This window comes from Pantoea sp., assembly GCF_028283705.1.
In the GTDB taxonomy this organism is placed as follows: Bacteria; Pseudomonadota; Gammaproteobacteria; order Enterobacterales; family Enterobacteriaceae; genus Pantoea.
On sequence record NZ_JAPWKD010000010.1, the window covers coordinates 22,517 to 43,907 of the forward strand.

Sequence of the window (21,391 nt, forward strand, 5' to 3'; positions counted from 1 at the left end):
AGGAGAGTGATATGGAAACCGTATTGCGAGCGGCTGGCATCTACCTGGTCCTGATGGTGGTTTTTAAAATCGCGGGCAGACGTACGCTTTTGCAGATGACCTCCTTTGATCTGATCCTGTTACTGATAATCAGTGAAGCCACTCAGCAGGCGTTGCTGGGCGATGATTTTTCCGTGACGGGTGCTGCGCTGACTATTATTACCCTCGTTACGATTGATATTTTACTCGGCAAACTTAAAACGCGTTTCCCCTCGCTGGAGCAAATGGCAGAGGGCGGTCCGATTATTCTGGTTGAAAATGGTCACCTGCTGGAAAAACGCATGAAGATGGCGGGAATTAGTCAGGAAGATATTCTGGAATCTGCCCGGTCGTCACAGGGGCTGGAGCGATTAGACCAGATAAAATATGCCGTATTTGAAGTTAATGGCCATATTTCCATCATACCTGCGGCAGAAAAATAAATTGTCTTATGATAAAACGTGGCACCGGTACAGAATGCCCGGTAATTATCCGGGCGCCTGCATTCAGGATTGAGGTTGTCCAACAGGACCGGAACCCAAAGTACCACCCGGTGTGGCCTGCCCGCTCGGCGCATGAGGACGTCCATCATCGCGGACGGCTTCACTTCGGTGCATACATCCTGTCAAAGCGGCAATACTCAATGCGATACAGGTGACTTTAGTCAATAATTTCATATGTGCTCCTTTACGGTGAATGAATGAAAAATAATGTTTACCTGTGAAATCAATATATTTTACAGGATATCGATCTGTTGCAATTTCCGAAATTGTAGTCCATGCATGACGATTATTATTTGGTCTGGCCGATTTGACGCTAAATTTCATCATTATTCAGTGCATTCTTACGGCGAAATAAGCGAGTCCGCTGAGATGAATTTCAGGTCATTTACGGTTATTTGGCATTTCAGCGCTTACTTTTGACGTGATTGCTCTACAGTTAATAAGGTGATAATTCACTGGAGACTTTCGCAATGTCAAAAGATACAGAAGGAAAAAAACTCACCCACCGGGCACCCCATAAAGGGCCTGAAACCGCCAAACCCGGCCTGGGGGGCCTGGCCCCGGCTGATGGCTCACATCAACCGTCAGCCAAACCGACGCCACCGGGTAAAGAACCTACTGCGCCGGGCAGTCTGAAAACACCCGACACCCGAACCCCGAAAATCGATCAGCTGGATCCCTTTAGAAAAAATGGCACGCAGCAGGACCTGACCACCAATCAGGGCACCCGTATCGCCAATGATCAGAACTCACTGCGTGCCGGTACGCGCGGACCGACCCTGCTGGAAGATTTCATCATGCGTGAAAAAATCACGCATTTTGACCACGAGCGGATTCCCGAGCGTATCGTGCATGCCCGTGGTTCAGCGGCACACGGCTATTTCCAGCCGTATCATTCATTAAAAGCGTTAACCAAGGCGGGATTTCTCAGCGATCCGGATACCGTCACCCCGGTGTTTGTGCGTTTCTCGACGGTGCAGGGTGGGGCCGGCTCAGCTGATACGGTGCGGGATATTCGTGGCTTTGCGACCAAGTTCTACACGGAAGAGGGCGTATTCGATCTGGTGGGGAATAATACGCCAGTGTTCTTCATCCAGGACGCCCATAAATTCCCGGATTTTGTGCACGCGGTGAAACCGGAACCGCATAACGAAATGCCACAAGGTCAGAGTGCACACGACACCTTCTGGGATTACGTTTCACTGCAACCGGAAACGTTACACAACGTGATGTGGGCGATGTCCGACCGCGGTATCCCCCGCAGTTATCGCACCATGGAAGGCTTTGGTATTCATACCTTCCGTCTGATTAACGCGGAAGGTAAAGCCACCTTTGTCCGTTTCCACTGGAAACCGGTGGCCGGTAAAGCCTCTCTGCTGTGGGATGAGGCGCAGAAACTTACAGGTCGTGACCCGGATTTCCATCGACGCGACTTGTGGGAGGCCATCGAAGCGGGTGATTTTCCTGAGTATGAACTGGGACTTCAGCTCATACCCGAAGAGGATGAGTTCAGCTTCGATTTCGATATCCTGGATGCCACCAAGCTGATCCCTGAAGAACTGGTGCCGGTAGAGTTGGTGGGCAGGATGGTGCTGAACCGTAATCCCGATAACTTTTTCGCTGAAACCGAACAGGTTGCTTTTCACCCCGGTCATATCGTGCCGGGGCTGGATTTCACCAACGATCCGCTGTTGCAGGGGCGACTTTTCTCCTACACCGATACCCAAATCAGCCGTCTCGGTGGGCCGAATTTTCATGAAATACCGATCAACCGGCCGGTCTGCCCGTATCATAATTTCCAGCGACAGGGCATGCACCGGATGGAGATTGATGCCAATCCGGCCAACTACGAACCCAATTCAATCAACGATAACTGGCCACGGGAAAGCCCCCCGGCTGCGGAAAAGGGAGGGTTTGACAGCTATCAGGAAAGGATTGAAGGGCAGAAGGTTCGTGAGCGCAGCGACTCTTTTGGTGAATATTATTCCCAGCCAAAACTGTTCTGGCACAGCCAGACACCCGTGGAGCAGCAACATATCATCGGTGCTTTCTCATTCGAGCTGAGCAAGGTGGGTCGGGCCTATATCCGTGAACGGGTGGTCGATCATTTGTTGCATATCGATCCTGACCTGGCGCAGGGCGTGGCGGATAATCTCGGCATTGAATTTACTCAGGAACAGCGGAAAGTTGTCACCGCCAAAGAGGTGAATGGGCTGACAAAAGATGACAGCCTCAGCCTGTATGCCGTGCCGGGCGGTGATATCCGGGGGCGGCAGGTGGCATTGCTGGTCAGCGATGGTGTGAAAGCGGCTGATGTGCTGGCGGTGTTGCAGGAACTGAAAGCCAGAGGCGTACACGCCAAACTGCTGGCGGCGCATATGGGACAGGTCCGCGCCGATGATGGCTCGGTGTTACCGATCGATGCGACGTTCAACGGTCTGCCTTCCCTGACGTTTGACGCGGTGCTGGTGCCGGACGGTAACATCGATGCGTTATTGCTGAGTGGGGATGCGCGTTACTTCCTGCTGGAAGCCTATAAACATCTGAAGGTCATTGGTCTGAGCGGAGATGCACGCCGCTTTAAAGCGCAGTTCAGCCTGAAGGACAGTGAAACGGAGGAGGGTCTGGCGGAAGGGAACAAAGCCGAGGGAACGCTAATGGCGGATTTTCTTGCCGCAATGGCGGCCCATCGCGTCTGGTCACGCAGCCAGAAAGCGGCAACAGTGGCGGCATAGCCCTGCAGGCGGACTTCGGTAGTCCGCCTTACTACGGGGTCTTCCCTGACCACTGCCAGTGACGCACTTCAGGAACATCTTCGCCATATTCCCGGACATAGCGGTGATGTTCCGCGATGCGTTCCTGCAGATCATCGAGCAATTCCGGGTGGCGATCGGCAAGGCCAGGGACGCGTAAAATGGCTTCCTGCGCAAGATGATAACGATCCAGCTCGTTCAATACCGTCATATCGAAAGGGGTAGTGGTAGTGCCTTCTTCATTAAAGCCCCGCACATGGAAGTTGCGGTGGTTGTTACGTTGATAGGTCAATCGATGAATCAGGCTCGGGTAGCCATGAAAGGCAAAAATCACCGGTTTATCCGCCGTGAACAACGCATCGAATTCAGCGTCGGATTTACCATGCGGATGCTGCTCACAGGATTGCAGTGCCATCAGGTCCACCACGTTTACTACACGAATACGCAGGCCTGGCAGAGAGCCACGCAGTAAATCCACGGCAGCCAGTGTTTCCATTGTCGGAACATCGCCCGCACAGGCCATCACCACCTCAGGGTCCTCGCTGGTGCTCGCCCAGCGCCATTCACCCATGCCCGCCTCACAGTGCGCAATCGCGCTTTCACAATCGAGCCACTGCGGCGCAGGTTGTTTGCCTGCCACAATCACATTGATGCGATCCCAGGTCTTCAGACAATGATCGCCAACCCATAGCAGGGTATTGGCATCGGGTGGCAGATAGATACGCACAATGTCAGCTTTTTTATTGGCGACATGATCAATAAAACCCGGGTCCTGGTGACTGTACCCGTTGTGATCCTGATGCCAGACGTGTGAGGACAACAGGTAATTCAGCGAGGCGATGGGCTGCCGCCATGCCAGTTTGCGCGTGACCTTCAACCACTTGGCATGCTGGTTGAACATCGAATCGACGATGTGAATAAAAGCTTCATAACAATTGAAAAGACCATGTCTGCCCGTGAGCAGATAGCCTTCGAGCCATCCCTGGCATTGATGTTCACTGAGGATTTCCATCACGCGCCCGTCGCGCGCCAGCTGTTCATCAAAAAGTTTGATTTCTCCCATCCAGCTGCGGCTGGTGACGTCAAACACCGGTGACAGCCGGTTCGACGCGGTTTCATCAGGGCCAAACAGGCGGAAATTATCCTTATTCAGCCGAAATACCTCACTGAGATAATGGCCAAGACGTTCCGTCGCCTGGGCGCTGACAGCACCGGGTGTGGAAATATCTATCGCAAATTCATGGATATCAGGGACGTTTAGCTCGCGGCGCAGCAGGCCACCATTGGCATAAGGTGAAGCCCCCATCCGTTTATCCCCTGCCGGGGCCAGTGCTTTCAGTTCCGGTTTCAGGCAGCCAGCGGTGTCAAACAAATCGTCAGGCTGGTAGCTACGCATCCACTCTTCGAGAATCTGCCGGTGATCTTCGTTTTCCCGGCAGGCTGAGACGGGGACCTGATGGGCGCGCCAGAAATCCTCAACTTTTTTACCGTCCACGGCTGCGGGACCCGTCCAGCCTTTCGGGCTGCGCAAAATGATCATCGGCCAGCACGGTACAGCGTTGTCAGCCTGTCCCGTGCGTGCACGCTGCTGGAGAGCGGCGATTTTATCAAAGGCAGTGTCCAGCACGTCTGCCATCTGCACATGCATGTTGTCCGGTTCATGACCAGTGACAAAAAGCGGTTCGTAGCCATAGCCGCTAAACAACTGTCGGAGATCGTCATCGCTGCTGCGCCCCAGCAGGGTTGGACTGGCGATCCTGTAGCCATTGAGATGCAGAATCGGGAGTACCGCGCCATCACGTTGAGGGTTGAGGAATTTGTTGCCGTGCCAGCTGGCTGCCAGCGGTCCGGTTTCCGCTTCACCGTCGCCAATCACGCAGGGCACAATCAAGTCCGGGTGATCGAAGGCTGCACCGAAAGCATGGGAAAGCGAATAACCCAGTTCCCCGCCTTCATTAATCGATCCCGGCGTTTCTGGCGCCGCATGGCTGGGGATGCCGCCCGGAAATGAGAACTGCCTGAACAACCGTTGCATTCCTTCGGCGTCTTCACTGATGTGCGGATAAATCTCGCTGTAACTGCCTTCCAGCCAGGTGTTAGCCACCATGCCGGGGCCGCCATGACCGGGACCACAAACGTAGATAAGATTCAGGTCACGCTGGCGGATGATGCGATTAAGGTGAGCATAAATAAAGTTGAGCCCCGGTGTGGTGCCCCAGTGCCCGAGCAGGCGAGGTTTGATATGTTCCGCACGCAGGGGTTCACGCAGCAGTGGATTATCCATCAAATAGATTTGCCCGACGGACAAATAATTGGCCGCGCGCCAGTAGCGGTCGAGGAGGGTGAGTTCGTTAGCGGCAGTTAGTGAGATCATGCAGTGTCCTCCAGCGGCGAATGCGTGTGTTTAAACCTGGCTCCGGCGACGAGCGAAAAGGGTCAGACTGACACCAGGCATGCAACGGTATCTTTAAGAATGGATTGATCAGGGCCGCATAACATCACCGGGTATCCGGATTCACGTTCGGCAAGATACTGACTCATCCTGCTGCTGCTGATGCCCGCGCCACACCACATCAAATGATGTTGATGATGTTCCGCAGGGAGCTGCCCTATGTTGGTACCGGAACAGACCTCGACGCAGAATCCCTGCGCGGTCAGACGAATAGCTTCCAGCCAGATTTCGTTACGATCTTTTGTGCTGACAGCTTCAAGGTAAAGCGGGATGGAATCGTTTCGCTGAGAGGCCCGGCTGGTCGTTTCAGCATGAAACCGGACCGAGTCATGGAAGCGCTGATGACGCTGAGGCGACGTTCTATTAGCATCCTGCATCAACCAGCAACTTAACGGGCGCATCAGGCGGTTAATAAAATCATCGCCACTAAAATCACCCGCCAGACTGCGAACGATACGTGAAAGCGAACGCAGGGATCCGTATTCGAGTTCAAATAGCACTTCTCCCCGGCGTGCAGACCAGCCTCCGGTAACCTGGGAAATCCCCTGTCCGATACTGATCGCTAACTCACCGGGTGTCATACCGTTTGCGGTGGCAGCCAGAATGCCCTGTACCTGCTCCATATGGAGGTTATCCCATACTTCGCCAGGGTGCTGCAGAGAGAGTAATCCACTTCGATTCCAGCGACGAAGATTTGCCGGGTGTGCTCCGGTGAGAGAACAGAGTGTGTCCGTTGTATAGAAAAGCATACATGCCCCCTGATGGGGAAATTGATGGTGTAAATACAAAGAGAAAACAAGAAGATCGGCTATCCGATTGCTTTCGCCGCTGTTGATGAAAACGTAATAAATAACGTGATCAGGGAGCTAAAATTCGCGTTTGTCACTCAACGAAGATTATTGAGGTTGTCTTTCCACTATGGGAGGGACTTTCTTGCCAGATTTGATTTTGCTACTGGCGGCGATATCTCTTTCCAGATTATTCTTAAAGCCATTCTTTCTCTCCCTGATTTCAGCACGATTTTCATCGCTTAACAGGGCGGTTAAGTCGTTTAAATTTCCCGCGTCTTTTCTGTGATTTTTCATATGAAATTCCGGATACATTAACTTAATGAATTTTAAAAGTAACATCTAAAATGTAGCTTATGATTTCATTAATGCAAGCGGCAGGGGTAAATAATGCTGCCTTTAAAAAAGTTGCAGAATTTAATTTATTCCGCGCTTCGATTACCCTAGATAATAGTCATTCATGATTTGTCTGGTTGCTATTCGGATAATCAAGGTTAAACTTAATTTATTCGCAATAAATTTTCCATGCGGAGGCGACTGTGCAGAGACGAACGCTTATTTCCCTAATCACCATTCTCGTGACGATATCATGCCAGGGATACGCTGCTGAAAAGGGTGGATTTAATCCTGATGGGCAGCCCCCCGCGCCTCATGAGCAAAAAAGTGGCTATCGGGGAATTACTGATGGACAGCAACAGATAACGACAAAAGAACTGGAAAAATTACCTGACCGGACATGGGTATCACTGAAAGGAAATATCATTAAGCAAAACCAGAAGAATGAGTACCTTCTGCGTGATGAGCAGGGGAGTATCGCTTTAATTATTAAAGATAATGTCTGGCAGGGGCAGGAAGTGAAACCCGATGATCTTGTCTCCGTAAATGGTCAGTTGATGCATGAGCAAACGCATTCAAAAATCATCGTACGGGAAATTCGACGACTTTAAATATCGATTTAGCCGGTTGGTTGTAATTTACCTTCACAGTGCTCTCCGCCTTTCTGTGGAGATTTTTTTTGTTAATTTTCAGGGTCGTCAGGCGTGCCTGCCACGACAATCTCTAAAGCGTTACGTAGTGCATCCTGCTGCAATGCATCATGACTGGTTTCGAGTTTAGCGATTAACCACAGAATAATATCTTTATTCGTCGCATGCTGGCGCGCGGTTTCAATAGACAAAACTGCCGCATCGATCCATTCCGTTTCGCTCAGTACAATGTTGGGGTCTGTCTGATGAAAAAAAGCCTGGAGATTGGTTTCGACTTCAGGTGCCTGAGGCATAGAAAGGTTTCCTGCTATGGCAATCGCTTGCACTGTTGAGGGTTGAGTGAGGTTGCATATAAAATACAGGGTAAGTATCCACCATTAACGACCAGGAAGCAGACCAATCAGCTCCCGATATCTTCTTTCCTCTTCAGCACTACCTGAAACTTCAAGACGATGCACCAGCTTGGTACAAATCGTCTTCCGGTTAAGTCTTTTTCCAGAGCGCAATATTTCAGTCACAATCTGCCCCAGCATTTCGTGTTGCGAGGGCAGAGAGGATTCATAAAAATATCGTGTAATATCGTGCGACGGTGAAGATGACAGATTGTGCTGACGCATAATTAAACCCTATGAAAAAATTGAGGTTATAAAATGTGCAGTTCAAATGTAACTTAATCTTCGTGATGAGATAAAACTGTACAAAAAAAATTGTTAGCGCGCTTATGATTTTTTATCTTTTCATGCTATTCTTTTAAAATCAGTTAGATAAGGGGGGGGCGATCGGACATGTAAGTTTATCACGCAGACTTAAATTATGCCTTATGAATGTTTTTACGCCGATAAATTATTTCGAAAATGTACTCCCGGGCATATTATTTCTGAACGCGAAATTATTTTTAAGAATCATCTGTATTAGGGTGAATTTAACTAAGAACATTGCTTAGATCAGCTTATCGGTTAGCGTTTTTACAGGTATGAACTATAATAAACTGTTCATTTGAAATAATTAGTGCTCAAGCTGAAATTAAAGAGGTAATTATGTCACATGCCACTGGAAATAATCAGCCACATCTGCCAACTCCTCCTTTTAAAGAACAACCGCAAAATGCTCCTGGTCTGGCATCCGATATGATCCCTGTTCCGGATCACGGTGAAACCAGCTATCAGGGGCATGGCCGCCTTAAAGGCAAAAAAGCGCTGATCACCGGCGGTGATTCAGGTATTGGACGTGCTGCGGCGATTGCATTTGCACGCGAAGGGGCGGATGTGGCCATTGGTTACCTGCCCGCAGAGGAAAAAGATGCTGAAGAGGTGATCAAACTTATCCGTGCAGAAGGGCGTAACGCCGTCGCTCTGCCTGGGGATATCCGCAGTGAAGCATTCTGCACCCAACTGGTGGAAAAAGCCGTAAACGAACTGGGTGGGCTGGATGTTCTGGTGAACAATGCGGGTCGCCAGCAGTTCTGCTCATCCATCCACGAGCTTACTACTGAAGATTTTGACGCGACATTCAAAACCAATGTTTATGCCATGTTCTGGATAACCAAAGCGGCACTCAAACACCTGAAAAAGGGTGCCAGCGTTATTAATACGTCATCTGTGCAGGCTTACGAACCGAGCGCTATTCTGCTGGATTATGCGCAGACCAAAGCCTGCATCGCCATCTTTACCAAAGCGCTGGCGAAACAACTGGCTCCGGAAGGAATACGTGTTAACGCCGTTGCGCCGGGTCCTTACTGGACGCCGCTACAACCTTCAGGCGGGCAGCCACAGGAAAAACTGAAACAGTTTGGCGAGCAGGCTCCACTGGGCCGTCCCGGTCAGCCGGTGGAAATCGCTCCTCTGTATGTGCTGCTGGCTTCTGATGAAGCAAGTTACACCTCCGGCCAGGTCTGGTGTTCTGATGGTGGCACCGGCACAGTTTGATTTCATCATAGGTGGCCTCTGACTACGGCCACCGTGTTTGAAATGAATGGCCATTCTTACGTTTACTCCCCATGCTGCCTTTATCAAATTTTCATTGAAAAAACATCGGCTATAAGTCAAGGATTTCCCCGGGGAAGTCTATCCGTTCTCCAATAGACCAATTTTTTTTACCCAGTATATGCTGTGGTGTTTTGTCAGGGACATTAAAATAATAATTATTAATTAAGTCAACTTTGTCACCTGGATCTTCGTGAATGTCATTTTGGCTAATTCCTGTTTCTCTTAACTCTTGTGCAGTAAGATCAAGATATTGTGCTAATGCATCAAGATTCATAAAGTTCCTCCACTCTCAGCCCATATTATTAGTTAAGCACTTATCCATGCTTTTTCCATCTCCTCCTTGCGCAAGAAAATGCCGTGGCGAACACTACCGGTAAATTTATTTGATTTTCATCGTGATAAAAGTTTTATAATTTTCCTTTCATGCTATAGTAAAGAAAATCGTTACAGATATGCGTCTTACCTTATGAGTTATTCTAAAACAGATCGAACAGGTTTAATCGGATGCGCTATTGGTGCAGCAGTGATCACGATCGTAGCAAAAGGGCTTCCGGTAAACAGAGACAACATCATCTATGAGTTGGACCGCATGAAGGCTTCATCCGGTCACTTGCCTGTCAGAGCAATTACTCACGATGCCGCTAAACTACTGCGCAAGACCCGCGAGGGTTAATGTTATCAGGTGAATAAATTGATTTCTTGCTTTGCCCATTCTCCTGCCAGTAAACCTGACGCAAATGATATGCTTTTGTATGGTGACGCTACGCCTTAGCACTCAATGGGCAGAATCATCATGAATAACCTTAATATTTCTCGCCTTGGCTGCATTCTGCTATCTTAAAGAAACAGAGCCGTTATGAGAAACCAGGTTCGCTTCATTATCCCTTAAAGCGATCTTACCTAAGTTATTCTTGGCTGGAAGCTTACAATAAACACAGAGAACCGAACTCACAGGGAAGAGAACGGTACCGCCACGCAGTTTTTGAGAAAGGCTCAGATAAGGGCTGATGGATAGTTGTTTGAAAACCGACAGGAATTCTCTGCGGCTGTACTGAAATAATTTCAGCTCAACGATTCCCTGAGTAGTTTCTTACCTAAGTGCTACAGCGATAAGCCCGGATTCGGTCTCGAAAATGATGACAGAGACTGCCTACAGAATTGGGATAAATCATAACATAATTGATAGAGAACGTCTGAATAGTCATTTGTTAGCTATAATGACTTTGACACCAAGTAATGTTGGAGGCTTATATGACCAATCAAGAAGGTAAAAAAGGGAGTGAAGGAAGCGCTTCTACACCTGGAAAACTTCCGACAGGCAATAAAGAATCAGCCAAGGAAAAAGCGACAAAAAGAGACAGGAATTCAAAGGAATAATAAAAAGCCACCTTAAGGTGGCTTTTTATTTCATGTTATTACAATAACGGTTTGTGTAGACGATATTCATAAAAAAGAAAGGGGGGAGTCTTCTTTATTCTCTTTACTACGCTTAAATCACGCATTCGTTATAATGCTCATAATTATAATCATAACAGCGCTAGAATTTAGATTACCAGTTACGCAACATGGAGATCAGTATGTCAGAACGTCCAGATGATGTTGAACCGCTGCCTGATGAAGGTGAGGTTCATGACAGCCAGTTCCCGGATGAAGATGATGATCCGGATGCAGAGTTTCCTAATGACGAATCGCCTAAGCGATAAACTAATAACCGCCTTTCGGGGCGGTTTCAGTTTTATTAATCTTTGCCACATAAACTAACTGCGCGAATAAAAAAAGCCCCTGAAGCAGGGGCGAAAAGTCCAATGAAAGGAAATAGGATCTTTTTGTAACACCATTTAAAGCATAGCACTCATTGGTAGACATCGTCGGGTGTTTGATCAAGAATCATTTGTAGTGCCATTCGATAAGTATCAAGTAAGTACGGCTCTTTTTCTGACTCAAGCATTACCACTAATTTCTCGATAATTTTTTTATTGCTAATCATATTGTTGGATAACCATAAATCATTCTCAACTTTGATAATCACAGCTTTAGCTTTAACGTAAAGTGGATCGATACTTTTGATATAAGAATCGATTTGCGCCTCGGTTGGGTGTGTAATTGCCATTTAGCTACCTCAGAGGAATGATGGATGTTCAAAGATGAAAGAGCGTTATGCTAAGTCACCTAACACAAGATTAAAGTCAAAAAAAACCTCTGAATAATGGGGGCTTTAGCTTCAGAGGTAGTGCAAAGCACTATTTTATAACAGGGAGTCATCAGTCAGAGTAAGTATGGTCAATATCATGATCTTTGCTTCCATTATCTGTTTGTGGCACCTGCTTTGTGACCGCTGTCGCTTATGCGGCTACTGTTCCATAATAATTTCTCATTCAACACAACCACTCTCAGCGGTATTTTTTATTATGGCGAATGATGTTCCATTAATTCCTAGAGTTTGCCGTAAGAATGGTTGTTCTGGGGTTTGAGTTTTAAGATTTACGGGGTGTTGACAGCGATCCGTTAGGCCATCACGTCATCACTCTGTGCAGATGTGTGAAAAAGATATCACCCCGAGCAGCGGACATTGGTAGTATCAGCAGGTAGCCCAAGCGGTCACTTCAGTTTTGCCAACTTATCTAAATATGATATATTTCAGATAATTGCAAAAGATCGTAAAATGGAAATTATGTTAAATTAGGTACCCAAACACACCCCAGACCGCACCTCGCCCGTCGCGGCGTGATTTATCACGCGGGTGTTGTTCATCTGAATCAATAGGTAATTCTCCCATACCAAGACAATTGTCATGACCGTCAGTCTTATCAAGGCGCTGAGTACATTCTCAACTCAGCGTCTGGATGGGTGGCTGGGTACTTAATGACGCTCCTATGTCAAGAGCGGGCGATTGGCATAAGCGAGGTCCGATAAAATCAATGGATAGAGTTCACGGACAATGTAGCGTTTTAGGCATCTAAGGATCTCTTTGGTCGACAGCCCTTCACCAGTCCGTCTGTCAACATAGATTCTTGTGCGCGGATCGCTACGCATACGCACAAGGGCAATTGTCCACAGGGCGTTGTTTGCTTCACGTGACCCGCCACGGTTTAATCTGTGTCTGACTGTTTTTCCTGATGATGCTGGTAACGGATTTACGCCACAGAGCGATGCCAGAGCCGCTTCATTTTTTAAACGTTCGGGGTTATCACCTGCAACAGCCAGCAGTGTTGCAGCGGTCTGTGGTCCTACCCCAAACTGGCTACGGAGGTTACTGGCATATTTGCGAGTCAGTTTATTCAATGATTCGTCCAGTTCATTCAGTTCTTCAGTCACAGACATCCATCGTTTTGCAAGGCTTCGAAGCGTGCCACACAGGGCTATCCGCAATGGAGAGTGCTCTGACACTTCGCTGTTAATGCAGGCGACTACGCATTCGTGCGGTTTCGATTTCCATAGTTTGTCGCGAACATCCTGTGGGGCACTAACCAGCAACGCACGAAGCTGATTAATCGCCTGCGTGCGGGCTTTTACTGCGCTGCGTCGGCAACACTGATAATTCGGAGAGCTTCACACGCGCCGGACTGCATTTTTGGTATGGCCTTGCTGCTCCCAAAAAGAACTGTCCGGGCAGCATTTACTGCATCCAGGGGATCTGACTTCCCTGCAAGGCGACGTTTTGAGCGATCTGGCCGGTTAACTTCAATCACATAGATTCCATTCTTAATGAGATAACATGTTAATGCTGCACCATAAGTACCAGTTCCTTCGATGCCTGCTCGTTCGAGGATTCCTAAAGAACGTGCCCAGTCAAGTAGTTCCAGATAACCAGCTTGATTTGTTTGAATAATGTGAGTTCCAAGCAGTTTACCTGCCTGACTGATAACAGCACCGACATGAATATCAAGGTGTGTATCGACACCCAAGATCACGCTTTCATAAGATTGGTGGTCGTTTTGCATGGTTTGCCCCCAGATATTGGTAGCACAACCATCCCCACCGCAGGACAGGACACTCGGGATGCAGCACAAAGCTACTATCAGGTCACAAACGCTGGACCCGGTTATGCCCGGGAAATACCAGAATCAGACGACAGGTCAACACAAAGGCATCTGAGCCAATCCCAGCACGGGTCAGTCCGATCCGGTATTTGAAAGTATATTAGAATGAGTGTCCCAACAATACGGGATAATCCAGATTAAACCTTTACAATGGTCAGTCGGTCGCCGTATTGAGTACGCTGTTTAACGGGATGCATATCATCGGTAATGATCATATCGATTTCATCCAAATCGCAAACATAGGACAATGCGCGATATCCAATTTTGCTGCTATCAGCCAGAACCACAGTTTTTTCCGCTGCATGAATCATTGCCTGCTTAACCGGAATTTCAACGGTGTTGATGTTGGTCAGGCCACGTTCATGATGGACTCCTTCGGCACCAAGGAATGCCCAGTCAACATGCATGCTATTAATTTTGCTGATGGTATCCTGGCCGACTAACGTATAGACGTTTTCCAGCATCAGGCCACCTGCAACATGCAAAGTGATTCCGGGATAATGGCTAAGTGTAAAGGCTGTATTGATATCATTAGTCAACACCGTGAGATTCTTCTTTTCCTTCAGCGCCAGTGCCAGTTCAAATACGCTGGACCCATTGTCCAGAATTAGCGACTGACCATCCTGAACCAGACTGGCAGCGTGATGCGCAATAGCGCTTTTCGCTTCACCGTTCATCTGCCGTCGGACGCTATAAGGAGAATCTGCATGCGCTGCGGAACCTACGACAGGTAACAATCCGCCATGAGTTCGCATCACCTGCCCGCTTTGCTCCAGCCGTGACAAATCCCGGCGAATTGTAGAACTGTCCACACCGAACTGGGCCGATAGTTCGCTGGCGTTGAGATACCCTTTCTCATTAATCATTGCAAGGATCTGTTTACGTCGTTCCGTAGCTGACACAGACTTACCTCATAATTTGCACGAATTCGGGCAAATATTATCTTTTTTTTCAAATCACGTCACCTTATACACGTATAAATTTGTTCATAAAATTCATCCCATAACTTTTTCACATGATATCGCGCATTGACCGCACGATTTCGTGTAATGTATTTTGATGGCTATCTAACACACATAGGAAAATTTCGATGATTACCCGCAGTGAATATGAGAAGGATATTTTGCAGCAACCCAATGCGCTCAGTGAACAGTTGCACTATTCACTGCCTGCCGAATTAAGCGAGCTGGATGTACGAAGCTATGAACGCATTGTGCTGGCTGGGATGGGGTCGTCTGACTATGCATTAATCCCGATTGAGCGTCGGTTAATCGAACTTGGACTGCCCGTCTGGCGTATTGATGCAGGTCGACTGCTCGATATGCCCGCACTGGTCACTGAAAACACGCTGCTGTGGATGACCTCACAATCGGGTATGAGTGGAGAAGTGGTTCGTTTGCTCGACTGCATCTGCCAACCACGCACCTTAATTGGGGTGACTAACGATATCGACAGCACTCTTGCTCAACGTGCCGACATTTTGGTCGAGTTGCGCAGCGGCGAAGAAGCCACAGTGAGTGCCAAGAGCTATCTCAATACGCTGGTGGCCAGCTATCGAATTCTTAATGTGCTGACGGGTGAAGCAGAACAGCCTTTGTTGGATCGGCTGTATAACTGCCTTGGTGACATCGCAACCTTGGTTACTGAAACAACATCGGCACAATCGCTGGCTGATACCTTCTTCTGTCGCACTAAGCCAAGACTGGTAATGATCGGTATCGGGGCCGATGCTGCAACCGCGATGACTGGTGCGCTGATCACCAAAGAGTCTTCCAAAGTCAGTGCTGAAGGTTTTATTGGTGGAGAATTCCGCCACGGTCCGATGGAGACTTCTGGTGAGCAAATGACTGCTCTGCTGTTTGGCGATGGTAGCGAACCCACTCTGATACAACTTTCACAGGATTTGAACAGTAATGGCACCCAGGTCATTACCGTTGGGCCATGTGCTTATCCCGGTAGTCAGTTGCTGACCACCCCCGGTGATGATGAGCTGGTACGGTTAATTTTTGCCATGCTCCATGTCCAGCAACTGACGGTCACGTTAGCACGCGGCAACGGTATGGTCCCTGGTGAATTTCTTTACGGCAAAAAGATCACGGTAACGGTATGAGTGATAAACACCGCCCTCTGCGTGCTGGTATTGATATGGGCGGTACCGGGACGCGTTTGATACTGATCGACGGACTTCAGGAAGTCGCTGCGCTCACGCTACCCACAGCTGACTTTGCGGCACTGCCACAGCAGCAGCGCAGTGTAGCGCTGGTTGCTTACCTAAGGCAGATCTGTCCCGTAGACGGACACATTATCAGCCTGGGAATAGGAGCCAGCGGACCGGTTAATAACAAACACGGCGTAATTGAAAATGGGGATACGCTCGCTTGCTTCTCTCATTTTCCACTACTGGAAGAGATGCGACAGCAATTGCAGGTACCTGTCAGCATCGACAACGATGCGGTGACGGCAGCTCTGGGCGAACTCCATGCCGGGGCGGGTACCGGTAGCAGTCGCATGTTGATGGTGACGCTGGGTACCGGTATCGGTGTGGCGATGCTCGATAAAGGGAAACCTTTACGTACTCATGATGGCCGTCATCCTGAAGCGGGCCATATACCTGTCTCTGGTGATTCAGATCGCTGCTATTGCGGTATTACCGGTTGCTGGGAGATGTCAGCATCACGCAGCTGGCTTCAGCAGGCATTAAAACCATTGCTGCCTGATCTTGAATGGCAACAGCTTAGTGTTGAGCTGTTACTCGAAAAAAGTGAGCAGAACAGCCAGTTAGCAGAACTATTCCGACAGTATGGCGAGCGCGTCGGTCGCGGCCTCTCTACCCTGCTGACTCTCTATGGTCCGGAGATCACTGTTCTCAGTGGTAGTGCTGCAGGCCTGCTGCCGCTATTCCACAGTGGACTTCAGCATGCGCTTCAGCGCGCAGGTGGTTACGCATTACATCCAAATATCGTGACTTCATCTCTCGGCGATTCGGCGGGATCGCTAGGAGCAGCTCTGCTGCCAACACTCGGGGAACCCGCTATGCATTATTAACAACTTATAACTGCACAGCCATGTGTATGTGCAGCACTTTCACATAAGCCATTATCTCACCTGTATGGAGAGTCAGAATGAAAAGACGAGTAACTTTGCAGCTCAGCAGCTGTCTTGTCACGCTGCTGATTTCCGGCTACGCCAGCGCAAAAACGGAACTGAGTGCACTTTTTATGTCGCAATCGGCTTATAGCGAGAGCGACATCCGCGCCATGACTACCGATTATGAAAGGGCACATCCTGATGTACAGATCAACCTGGAGTTTGTTCCCTATGAAGCACTGCACGACAAAATAGTTGCAGCCCGTGGCGCCGGCAGCAACGGTTACGATGTCGTGTTATTTGATGATATGTGGCCAGCCGAGTTCAGCAAATTCAACATGCTGAAAGATGTTTCCAGCCATTTTACACCTGAGCTGAAAAACAAAATTTTTGCTGGTGCGCTGAACACTGTCACCTGGAAAGATAAGCAGTATGGTATGCCGTGGATCCTCGACACCAAATATCTCTATTACAACAAGGCGATGTTGGAGAAAGCAGGTATTTCCACACCTCCACAAAGCTGGAAGCAAGTAATGGAGCAGTCACAGATCATCAAACAGAAAGGTATCGTCAAATATCCTCTGGTGTGGAGCTGGTCGCAGGCCGAGGCTCTGGTTTGTGATTACACGACTATGGTGTCGGCATTTAAAGGTGGGTTCAATGACAATGGCCGGCTCACTTTTACGGATCCCGGCGCGCTGAAGGCAATTACTTTTATGAAAGCGTCGCTTGATAAAGGAGTGACGAATCCAAACTCTAATGAATATCTGGAAGAGGATGTGCGAAAAGTCTTCTCCAACGGCGATGCAGCCTTCGCCCTGAACTGGACCTATATGTATAACTTGGCAAACGATCCAAAGAAGAGCAAAGTCGCCGGTGAAATCGGCATTATGCCTGCACCAGGTGATACTCCAGGCGAAGTGGCTTCAATGAATGGTTCTATGGGGTTAGGTGTCTCACAAACCAGCAGCCATCCCGATCAGGCGTGGGATTATATTACTTATCTCACCTCGCAGCCGGTGCAAAACAAATATGCACGTCTGAGTCTACCTATCTGGAAATCCTCCTATCAGGATCCGGCGGTACGAAATGGTCAGGAAGCGCTGATTGATGCCGCAGACAAGGCTCTTGGAGTCATGCTGATGCGTCCAATTATTCCAGATTACTCCCGCCTCTCGAATATGCTACAGCAGCATCTGCAACAGATCCTGCAAGGTCAGGAAACGCCTGAAGCGGGTATGCAGGCTCTGACCAAAAGCGCTGCGCGACTGCGGTAAGGAAAAAAAATGCTCAGTTTGCAACAACGTGAGCATCGTCAGGCATGGGTGCTGCTGGCACCCATGCTATTGATGATGTTTCTTCTTACTGCCTGGCCGCTGTTTCGTACTGTCTGGCTCAGCTTTACCGATGCGGCACTTATTGCCGGAAGCGGTGAGCCAAACTGGATTGGGCTGGATAATTATTTCTACGCGCTGACCGATCCGGATTTTGTCGCCGCAATAGGCCGCACACTTTGGTTTACCATTGCCTCAGTGCTGATTGAGGGGGTCTTGGGTGTGTTGGTCGCTCTGCTGCTTAATCAGCCATTTTATGGCCGTAACATGCTGAGAGTACTGGTCATTCTGCCATGGGCGCTGCCGACAATTGTGAATGCCATGATGTGGCGCCTCAATTTCAACCCAGACTATGGCAGCGTCAATGCCCTGCTGACACAACTGGGGTTGCTTGATCACTATCGTAGCTGGTTGGGTTCTCCTGACTCAGCGCTCAACACTGTAATGCTGGCGGACATCTGGAAGAACTATCCTCTGGTGACTTTGCTGGTGTTGGCGGCGATGCAGTCAATCCCGGAAGATCTCTACGAGGCAGCACGGCTTGATGGTGCTTCGGCATTTAGACGTTTCAACGCTATTACATTGCCTGCTATCGCCGGACCGCTCAGTGTGGCCCTCGTGCTGCGTACCATCGATGCCTTCAAGATCTTTGACATCATTTATGTGATGACGCGCGGTGGTCCGGTAGATAGTACCAAGACCCTGAGTTTCTTTGTTTATCAGGAATCGTTCAGCTATCTGCGTGCGGGAAGCGGTGCCGCCTACGCTATCCTGATGACCTTGATGTGTAGCGTCCTTATTGCGCTGTATATGTTAATGCTGCTACGCCAGCGTCGCCGGAGTAAAGTCAGTGAAACGTAAAATTCGTCTCATCCCGCGCTATTTAGCCGCACTGCTGGTAGCGCTGTCGATACTCACGCCCATGATCTGGCTATTTCTGATGAGTGTGAGCTCGACGGCAGATCTGACCCGAATCCCCCTGGAGTGGCTTCCTCGCCAGTGGGACTTCTCCCGCTACGTCCGTCTGGTATCGCTTGCTCCTGGACAACCGGGTGAATTGTTCTTGCATGCATTGTTAAACAGCCTACTGGTTGCATGTGGCGCAACACTGGTATCACTGATGCTGGCAATCCCTGCTGCGTTTAGTTTTTCACGTTACCCCGGTCGCGATGGTTGGTTATTCGCAAGTCTCGCCATCTATATGGTGCCGCCGGTTGCGTTTGTGCTGCCTCTTTACTTTGTGCTGCAACAACTCAACCTGCTGAATACTCACCTTGGGCTGATTCTGGTCTATTGTTCGCTGATCCTGCCCTTTTTGACATGGATGCTCAAAAACCAGTTCGACACGCTTCCTCAGGATATTGAACAGGCGGCACGGTTGGATGGTCTGCGCTTCTGGCAGGTATTGCTGCGTATCACGCTACCGCTGGCGAAGCCAGTACTGGGTGCTTCAGCACTATTTGGCTGGTTACTGGCATGGGATGAGTTTTTTTACGCGCTTCTTTATACCAGTAATATTGAAGCACAAACCCTGCCGGTAACGATTGCCGGCTTTACCGCCGGGCGTGCAACTGACGATGGTTTAATCGCGGCAGTCGGAATACTTGCTTCGTTACCGCCTCTTCTTATCGCTATCTGGTTACAAAAGTCATTAGTGAGTGGTCTCGCCAGCGGCGGGAGCAAGGGTTAGCAATCCATTTCTGGAATCAATAATTATGGCAAGCATTGAACTGGTAAAAGTTTCTCGCCGTTATGGCAAACAGGTGGTATTGCAGCCGCTGGACCTGACCATCCCTGACGGGAGTTTTACGGTATTAGTTGGGCCATCAGGCTGTGGCAAGTCGACACTGCTGCGTTTGCTGGCAGGTCTGGATGCAGTTTCAGATGGGGACATCCTACTAAATAATAAACAAATTAATGATCTTGACCCTGCCGACCGTGATATCGCTATGGTGTTTCAAAGCTATGCACTTTATCCACACCTGACGGTGGCGGAGAACCTGGCATTTCATATGCAAGTACGCAAAGTTAAACGCGAAAAACAACAAGAGAAAATTTCCCGGATTGCAGCCATACTCGGCATCGACAAACTGTTAACGCGCTACCCCCGCGCGCTATCTGGCGGCCAGCGCCAGCGTGTAGCAATGGGGAGAGCGATGGTTCGCAATCCGCAGGTTTTTCTCTTTGATGAGCCCCTTTCCAATCTGGACGCTCAGCTAAGAATGGAATTACGCGCCGAAATAAAATCACTGCATCAACGTTTCGGAACCACCATGGTCTATGTGACCCATGATCAGGTAGAAGCTATGACGTTAGCTGACCAGATTGTGGTAATGCGGGAAGGTGTTATTGTCCAGCAAGGGAATCCTCTGGAGATTTATGATCGCCCGGCCAATACCTTCGTCGCGCGATTTATTGGTTCCCCTCCTATGAATTTGCTAGATAGCCAACTCACTACCCGGGACAGTGTACCTGGCGTCTCCTGCGGTGATTTCTGGCTCCCTTTACCTGACGAATGGCATCATGCAGCATTACATCAGTGTGATAAAAAAGTCACTCTCGGTGTTCGCCCACATAACTTTTTAATTGACGAGAAGTCAGGAAGTCCAGCGATGGTCAGATTGGTGGAGATTACAGGCGAATCAAGTTTGCTACATCTTGACTGGCAAGGGTTTCCACTGCATGTGCAGGTGAGCAGCCGGGTTCTGGCTCAGCCGGGTGACAGACTGTTGTTGAGTATCGACACCAAACATCTGCATTTATTTGATAAAACCAGCGGTGCACGGCTGTAATAGTCGCTAATCACGACGAAATGATGCCTGATTTATTCACTCCCCGCCGGTGTTTAAGGATGCCGGTGGGTTCGAGCTAAACGCCGCATATTGATGCATATTCCGGGTTTGAATTTTTATTGCCTGAAAGTTGTCATTCTTGTTGAATCGACAAGAAATAGATCGCTATTAAGTTTGACATACATCCACTAACATCTCATCTTAGCCCGACACTCTGGTGAGCCGATTTTGTCATGCTTGCGATGTGGAATCTGTGATTCAAAGGATGTTGCCTATTCCATGATAATATTTTCGTGGAGGGGAACGGATGTGAATATGGGTGATTCAGTTGTGCTCCTGCTGTAATGTACTCAGTAGCGTTTTCATTTTATTCATCTAATATCCCGTAACTTTCTCAGATCCCAGCGTTCTGTCAAAAACCTCCTGCGGAGTGAATGTAAGCCCACTTATGAAACGCTGGTGATATTTTCATGACCAACATCGAGCGCCGCTCAGTTCTTATGAAAGAAAACCGGGCAAGCGTCCGGTTCTGCTTCAATAATTAGCATCTTGCAGTTTACGCCACAGAAAACTGTTTCTGTACGGCTAAACCGGTACGGCGGAAAGCACGCCTTTTTCATCAGACAGGTGCGCATGCTGAGACGGGATCATCA

The 21,391-nt window shown here is 48.9% G+C and carries 21 protein-coding genes and 1 pseudogene; 12 read left to right on the forward strand and 10 right to left on the reverse strand.

Annotated elements, in window-relative coordinates; all coding sequences use genetic code 11:
• The first annotated feature begins 11 nt into the window (after positions 1 to 11).
• Complete coding sequence (locus PW844_RS06885) at positions 12 to 461, forward strand: DUF421 domain-containing protein (RefSeq protein WP_299449696.1); 450 nt, start codon at positions 12 to 14, stop codon at positions 459 to 461.
• Positions 462 to 524: 63 nt separating this feature from the next.
• Here PW844_RS06885 and PW844_RS06890 read toward each other — a convergent pair whose 3' ends face one another.
• A complete protein-coding gene (locus tag PW844_RS06890) occupies positions 525 to 848 on the reverse strand; it encodes a hypothetical protein (protein ID WP_299449697.1) in 324 nt (107 codons plus the stop codon).
• Positions 849 to 991: 143 nt separating this feature from the next.
• On the opposite strand from PW844_RS06890, the gene katE reads away from it, so the two are divergent.
• The gene (katE, locus tag PW844_RS06895; RefSeq protein WP_299449699.1) at positions 992 to 3,256 is read left to right on the forward strand and encodes a catalase HPII; all 2,265 of its coding nucleotides are present in this window, start codon (positions 992 to 994) and stop codon (positions 3,254 to 3,256) included.
• A gap of 31 nt (positions 3,257 to 3,287) precedes the next feature.
• Here katE and PW844_RS06900 read toward each other — a convergent pair whose 3' ends face one another.
• The 3 genes from PW844_RS06900 to PW844_RS06910 all read right to left on the reverse strand — a co-directional run bounded on the left by PW844_RS06900 (position 3,288) and on the right by PW844_RS06910 (position 6,811).
• Positions 3,288 to 5,648, reverse strand: coding sequence for a phosphoketolase (locus tag PW844_RS06900; RefSeq protein ID WP_299449701.1), 2,361 nt, complete (start codon positions 5,646 to 5,648; stop codon positions 3,288 to 3,290).
• A 62-nt stretch (positions 5,649 to 5,710) separates the two neighbouring features.
• Positions 5,711 to 6,475: a hypothetical protein gene (locus tag PW844_RS06905; RefSeq protein WP_299449702.1), complete on the reverse strand. Its 765-nt coding sequence runs from the start codon at positions 6,473 to 6,475 to the stop codon at positions 5,711 to 5,713.
• A gap of 147 nt (positions 6,476 to 6,622) precedes the next feature.
• The gene (locus PW844_RS06910) at positions 6,623 to 6,811 is read right to left on the reverse strand and encodes a hypothetical protein (protein ID WP_299449704.1); all 189 of its coding nucleotides are present in this window, start codon (positions 6,809 to 6,811) and stop codon (positions 6,623 to 6,625) included.
• Positions 6,812 to 7,053: 242 nt separating this feature from the next.
• On the opposite strand from PW844_RS06910, the gene PW844_RS06915 reads away from it, so the two are divergent.
• Positions 7,054 to 7,461 (forward strand): YgiW/YdeI family stress tolerance OB fold protein, encoded by a 408-nt coding sequence (locus tag PW844_RS06915; RefSeq protein ID WP_299449705.1) that lies wholly within the window; start codon positions 7,054 to 7,056, stop codon positions 7,459 to 7,461.
• 71 nt (positions 7,462 to 7,532) lie between these two features.
• Here the strand turns inward: PW844_RS06915 and PW844_RS06920 are convergent, their stop codons facing one another.
• Both PW844_RS06920 and ycgZ read right to left on the reverse strand, forming a co-directional pair.
• Positions 7,533 to 7,793, reverse strand: a complete 261-nt coding sequence (locus PW844_RS06920) for a biofilm development regulator YmgB/AriR family protein (RefSeq protein ID WP_299449706.1) — start codon at positions 7,791 to 7,793, stop codon at positions 7,533 to 7,535.
• Positions 7,794 to 7,877: 84 nt separating this feature from the next.
• Positions 7,878 to 8,117 (reverse strand): regulatory protein YcgZ, encoded by a 240-nt coding sequence (gene ycgZ, locus PW844_RS06925; RefSeq protein ID WP_299449707.1) that lies wholly within the window; start codon positions 8,115 to 8,117, stop codon positions 7,878 to 7,880.
• Positions 8,118 to 8,537: 420 nt separating this feature from the next.
• Here ycgZ and PW844_RS06930 point away from each other — a divergent pair, with 420 nt between their 5' ends.
• Complete coding sequence (locus tag PW844_RS06930) at positions 8,538 to 9,425, forward strand: SDR family oxidoreductase (protein ID WP_299449708.1); 888 nt, start codon at positions 8,538 to 8,540, stop codon at positions 9,423 to 9,425.
• 109 nt (positions 9,426 to 9,534) lie between these two features.
• Here PW844_RS06930 and PW844_RS06935 read toward each other — a convergent pair whose 3' ends face one another.
• Complete coding sequence (locus PW844_RS06935; RefSeq protein ID WP_299449709.1) at positions 9,535 to 9,759, reverse strand: hypothetical protein; 225 nt, start codon at positions 9,757 to 9,759, stop codon at positions 9,535 to 9,537.
• A 977-nt stretch (positions 9,760 to 10,736) separates the two neighbouring features.
• On the opposite strand from PW844_RS06935, the gene PW844_RS06940 reads away from it, so the two are divergent.
• Together PW844_RS06940 and PW844_RS06945 are read left to right on the forward strand one after the other, a co-directional pair.
• Positions 10,737 to 10,862, forward strand: coding sequence for a hypothetical protein (locus tag PW844_RS06940; protein ID WP_299449710.1), 126 nt, complete (start codon positions 10,737 to 10,739; stop codon positions 10,860 to 10,862).
• 200 nt (positions 10,863 to 11,062) lie between these two features.
• Positions 11,063 to 11,188, forward strand: a complete 126-nt coding sequence (locus PW844_RS06945; RefSeq protein WP_299449711.1) for a hypothetical protein — start codon at positions 11,063 to 11,065, stop codon at positions 11,186 to 11,188.
• 149 nt (positions 11,189 to 11,337) lie between these two features.
• On the opposite strand, the gene PW844_RS06950 is transcribed toward PW844_RS06945, so the two are convergent.
• The 3 genes and pseudogenes from PW844_RS06950 to PW844_RS06965 form a co-directional block, all read right to left on the reverse strand.
• Positions 11,338 to 11,595 carry a biofilm development regulator YmgB/AriR family protein gene (locus PW844_RS06950; RefSeq protein WP_299449713.1) on the reverse strand — a complete coding sequence of 86 codons (258 nt, stop codon included), beginning with the start codon at positions 11,593 to 11,595 and terminating at the stop codon, positions 11,338 to 11,340.
• Positions 11,596 to 12,356: 761 nt separating this feature from the next.
• Positions 12,357 to 13,426: pseudogene (locus tag PW844_RS29390) on the reverse strand (IS110 family transposase).
• 236 nt (positions 13,427 to 13,662) lie between these two features.
• Positions 13,663 to 14,427, reverse strand: a complete 765-nt coding sequence (locus PW844_RS06965) for a DeoR/GlpR family DNA-binding transcription regulator (protein ID WP_299449719.1) — start codon at positions 14,425 to 14,427, stop codon at positions 13,663 to 13,665.
• A 188-nt stretch (positions 14,428 to 14,615) separates the two neighbouring features.
• Between PW844_RS06965 and PW844_RS06970 the strand changes: the two genes are divergently transcribed.
• From PW844_RS06970 to PW844_RS06995, 6 genes are all read left to right on the forward strand, one after another.
• Positions 14,616 to 15,635, forward strand: coding sequence for an SIS domain-containing protein (locus PW844_RS06970; protein WP_299449721.1), 1,020 nt, complete (start codon positions 14,616 to 14,618; stop codon positions 15,633 to 15,635).
• On the forward strand, positions 15,632 to 16,570 hold the full coding sequence (locus PW844_RS06975) for an ROK family protein (RefSeq protein WP_299449723.1): 939 nt from the start codon (positions 15,632 to 15,634) through the stop codon (positions 16,568 to 16,570). Before PW844_RS06970 ends, PW844_RS06975 begins: the two co-directional genes overlap by 4 nt.
• Before the next feature lie 77 nt (positions 16,571 to 16,647).
• Positions 16,648 to 17,889 carry an extracellular solute-binding protein gene (locus PW844_RS06980; RefSeq protein WP_299449725.1) on the forward strand — a complete coding sequence of 414 codons (1,242 nt, stop codon included), beginning with the start codon at positions 16,648 to 16,650 and terminating at the stop codon, positions 17,887 to 17,889.
• Positions 17,890 to 17,898: 9 nt separating this feature from the next.
• On the forward strand, positions 17,899 to 18,807 hold the full coding sequence (locus PW844_RS06985; protein WP_299449727.1) for a carbohydrate ABC transporter permease: 909 nt from the start codon (positions 17,899 to 17,901) through the stop codon (positions 18,805 to 18,807).
• Positions 18,797 to 19,636: a carbohydrate ABC transporter permease gene (locus tag PW844_RS06990; protein ID WP_299449729.1), complete on the forward strand. Its 840-nt coding sequence runs from the start codon at positions 18,797 to 18,799 to the stop codon at positions 19,634 to 19,636. Before PW844_RS06985 ends, PW844_RS06990 begins: the two co-directional genes overlap by 11 nt.
• A 25-nt stretch (positions 19,637 to 19,661) precedes the next feature.
• Positions 19,662 to 20,738, forward strand: a complete 1,077-nt coding sequence (locus PW844_RS06995) for an ABC transporter ATP-binding protein (RefSeq protein ID WP_299449731.1) — start codon at positions 19,662 to 19,664, stop codon at positions 20,736 to 20,738.
• Positions 20,739 to 21,391 lie beyond the last annotated feature (653 nt).

Excerpts from the sequence above, each read along its gene's own strand:
- PW844_RS06940 (WP_299449710.1), top strand. The coding sequence starts at position 10,737 with ATGACCAATCAAGAAGGTAAAAAAGGGAGTGAAGGAAGCGCTTCTACA.
- PW844_RS06930 (WP_299449708.1), top strand. The coding sequence starts at position 8,538 with ATGTCACATGCCACTGGAAATAATCAGCCACATCTGCCAACTCCTCCT.
- ycgZ (WP_299449707.1), bottom strand. The coding sequence starts at position 8,117 with ATGCGTCAGCACAATCTGTCATCTTCACCGTCGCACGATATTACACGA.
- PW844_RS06885 (WP_299449696.1), top strand. The coding sequence starts at position 12 with ATGGAAACCGTATTGCGAGCGGCTGGCATCTACCTGGTCCTGATGGTG.
- PW844_RS06950 (WP_299449713.1), bottom strand. The coding sequence starts at position 11,595 with ATGGCAATTACACACCCAACCGAGGCGCAAATCGATTCTTATATCAAA.
- PW844_RS06995 (WP_299449731.1), top strand. The coding sequence starts at position 19,662 with ATGGCAAGCATTGAACTGGTAAAAGTTTCTCGCCGTTATGGCAAACAG.
- PW844_RS06900 (WP_299449701.1), bottom strand. The coding sequence starts at position 5,648 with ATGATCTCACTAACTGCCGCTAACGAACTCACCCTCCTCGACCGCTAC.
- katE (WP_299449699.1), top strand. The coding sequence starts at position 992 with ATGTCAAAAGATACAGAAGGAAAAAAACTCACCCACCGGGCACCCCAT.
- PW844_RS06980 (WP_299449725.1), top strand. The coding sequence starts at position 16,648 with ATGAAAAGACGAGTAACTTTGCAGCTCAGCAGCTGTCTTGTCACGCTG.
- PW844_RS06920 (WP_299449706.1), bottom strand. The coding sequence starts at position 7,793 with ATGCCTCAGGCACCTGAAGTCGAAACCAATCTCCAGGCTTTTTTTCAT.
- PW844_RS06905 (WP_299449702.1), bottom strand. The coding sequence starts at position 6,475 with ATGCTTTTCTATACAACGGACACACTCTGTTCTCTCACCGGAGCACAC.
- PW844_RS06890 (WP_299449697.1), bottom strand. The coding sequence starts at position 848 with ATGATGAAATTTAGCGTCAAATCGGCCAGACCAAATAATAATCGTCAT.
- PW844_RS06910 (WP_299449704.1), bottom strand. The coding sequence starts at position 6,811 with ATGAAAAATCACAGAAAAGACGCGGGAAATTTAAACGACTTAACCGCC.
- PW844_RS06945 (WP_299449711.1), top strand. The coding sequence starts at position 11,063 with ATGTCAGAACGTCCAGATGATGTTGAACCGCTGCCTGATGAAGGTGAG.
- PW844_RS06985 (WP_299449727.1), top strand. The coding sequence starts at position 17,899 with ATGCTCAGTTTGCAACAACGTGAGCATCGTCAGGCATGGGTGCTGCTG.
- PW844_RS06975 (WP_299449723.1), top strand. The coding sequence starts at position 15,632 with ATGAGTGATAAACACCGCCCTCTGCGTGCTGGTATTGATATGGGCGGT.
- PW844_RS06970 (WP_299449721.1), top strand. The coding sequence starts at position 14,616 with ATGATTACCCGCAGTGAATATGAGAAGGATATTTTGCAGCAACCCAAT.
- PW844_RS06935 (WP_299449709.1), bottom strand. The coding sequence starts at position 9,759 with ATGAATCTTGATGCATTAGCACAATATCTTGATCTTACTGCACAAGAG.